Source organism: Aquimarina aggregata (genome assembly GCF_001632745.1).
Lineage (GTDB): Bacteria > Bacteroidota > Bacteroidia > Flavobacteriales > Flavobacteriaceae > Aquimarina > Aquimarina aggregata.
Map to the genome: position 1 here is coordinate 1 of NZ_LQRT01000034.1, position 2,469 is coordinate 2,469.

2 protein-coding genes and 1 pseudogene are annotated in these 2,469 nt (G+C 34.5%); all 3 read left to right on the top strand.

From position 1 onward, the window contains the following. Positions 1 to 89 precede the first annotated feature (89 nt). The 3 genes and pseudogenes from istA to istB all read left to right on the top strand — a co-directional run bounded on the left by istA (position 90) and on the right by istB (position 2,378). Positions 90 to 1,229 (top strand): IS21 family transposase, encoded by a 1,140-nt coding sequence (gene istA / locus AWE51_RS18300; protein ID WP_232517409.1) that lies wholly within the window; start codon positions 90 to 92, stop codon positions 1,227 to 1,229. Positions 1,230 to 1,286: 57 nt separating this feature from the next. Beyond that, positions 1,287 to 1,634 carry a hypothetical protein gene (locus tag AWE51_RS27035; RefSeq protein WP_232517410.1) on the top strand — a complete coding sequence of 116 codons (348 nt, stop codon included), beginning with the start codon at positions 1,287 to 1,289 and terminating at the stop codon, positions 1,632 to 1,634. Positions 1,635 to 1,650: 16 nt separating this feature from the next. Further along, positions 1,651 to 2,378: pseudogene (gene istB / locus AWE51_RS18305) on the top strand (IS21-like element helper ATPase IstB). Positions 2,379 to 2,469 lie beyond the last annotated feature (91 nt).

Sequence of the window (2,469 nt, forward strand, 5' to 3'; positions counted from 1 at the left end):
ATTGACCCGGGTATTCCTGTTTAAATTGACCCACCCCCAAAAGCGTGTATTTTGAATAACTTGTATGGTTATCAATAATCAAAATAACCATGGCAAATACACACTTAGATATGCGAAAAATAAAGCAGTTATATCGTTTCTATACCCAAGGGGTTAGTAAGCGAAAAATTAGTAAACGGTTAGGGATCTCTCGCAATACAGTTCGTAAATACCTTGATTTATTGATTAAAAGTAAATTGACTAGTGAAGAAGTAGATGCCCTTACTTTTGAAGAACTTCGTATCCTTTTGGATATTGACCATACTCAGGTTACTACGCGTCATTCCTATCTATTTGATTTATTCCCATTAGTTAGCAAAGAGCTTAAGAAAGTAAGGGTAACCCGTTATATGATATGGGAGAGTTACCTTGAGAAGTATCCTAATCTTGTATCGTATTCAAGATTTTGTCATCTCTATAAAGTCTGGAGTCGTAACCAAAGCCCTGTAATGCGATTTAATCATAAAGCAGGCGATAAGATGTTTGTTGATTTTACAGGTAAGAAACTCTCCATTATTGATCCCGCCACAGGAGAGTTAAAAGAAATGGAGGTTTTTATTGCTGTACTGGGAGCAAGTGGTTATACCTATGTAGAGGCTTGTCCTTCTCAAAAACGAGAAGATTTTATAGGATGTATGATAGGTGCATTAAATTTTTATGGAGGTGTTCCCAGGGCTATAGTAACTGATAATTTAAAATCAGCAGTTACCAAAAGTAGTAAATATGAACCTATTCTTAATGAAAGCCTGTTAGCTATGGCTACTCACTATAATACTACAGTTTTACCAACAAGAGCTTACCGTCCTAGGGATAAGGCATTAGTAGAGAATGCTGTAAAGATTATTTATACTCGGGTATTTGCTCCTTTAGGAGCTACTGATTTTTATACTCTGGCAGCATTGAACACAACGATATCAGAACATACCCTGATACATAACAAAACTAATTTTCAATCCAGGGATTATTCTCGTTTAGATCTTTTTGAATCAATAGAAAAACAAGAATTAACAGCTTTACCAGTAGAGTCCTATAGGTTGCGACAATATGTAATGGGAACTGTATATAAAACTTCTCATATTTACATCAGTAAAGACAAACATCATTACAGTGTTCCTTATACTTATATTGGTAAAAAGGTACGTATTATTTACACCAAAGATACCTTTGAAATTTACCTAAAACAAAAATGAATAGCACTCCATAAAAGAGGTTTAAAAAGATATGGATATACTACAGACCCATCCCATATGCCCTCTACTCATAGATATGTTGCAGATTGGAACCCAGAAAAGTTTTTAAACTGGGCAGATACTATAGGAGACTATTGCAAAACTTTTATCACGTTGTTACTTGCTAAAAGACAACATCCGGAACAATCTTATAAATCCTGTGCTGGCGTACTGGGATTAGCTAAAAAAGTAGGCAATAATCGTTTAGACAATGCCTGTAAAAGAGCTTTAGATTATGAACGGATCAATTATCAAAGTGTGAAAAGCATACTGGAAAAAGGACTGGATGCTATACAAGAAGAAACCAATACAGAATCTAATATACCTAAGCATACTAACATTAGAGGAGGGAACTATTGCAAATAATTAAAATCGATAAAAAATGAATACACAAACATTACAGCAAATGAAACAGTTAAGGCTCTATGGAATGCACGGGGCTTTTTCTACAACTCTTGAAGCCAATCACGGCAATTATCCAATGATGAGCTAGTTGCTTATCTATTGCAATCTGAATGGGATGATAAACACAACAGAAGAATAGAAAGGCTTACAAAAGCAGCTAAATTTAGATATCAAGCAGCTATAGAAGAAATCATTTTTGACCCGAAAAGAGCTATTGATAAAAATCAATTTATCAGATTTACTGAATGTGATTTTATCCAAAACAAAGAAAATATATTGATCACAGGAAGTACAGGGGTAGGTAAAAGTTTTATCGCCTCTGCAATAGGGTACCAAGCCTGTTCTCAAGGGTACAGGGTAAAATATTATAATATCAATAAACTCTTTGCCAAATTAAAACTAGCAAAAGCCGACGGATCATATCTAAAAGAAGTAGATCGAATAGAAAAACAAGATTTACTAATACTAGATGATTTTGGACTCCAGGAACTAGACAATAATAAAAGACAGGCGTTTATGGAAATCATAGAAGACAGGCACGGAAAAAAATCAACAATTATTGCTTCCCAATTACCAATAATAAGCTGGCATCAGATCATAGGAGAGCAAACAATAGCTGATGCAATATTAGATCGATTAGTACACTCAGCACATCGAGTCGACCTCAAAGGAGAATCGATGAGAAGAAAAAGAAAAAAAATGTAATTTTAACAACAAAATAAACACGATTTTGGGAACTGTTTTGCTATGCTCAATTTAAACAGGAATACCCGGGTCAAATTCACAAGAATCTCCA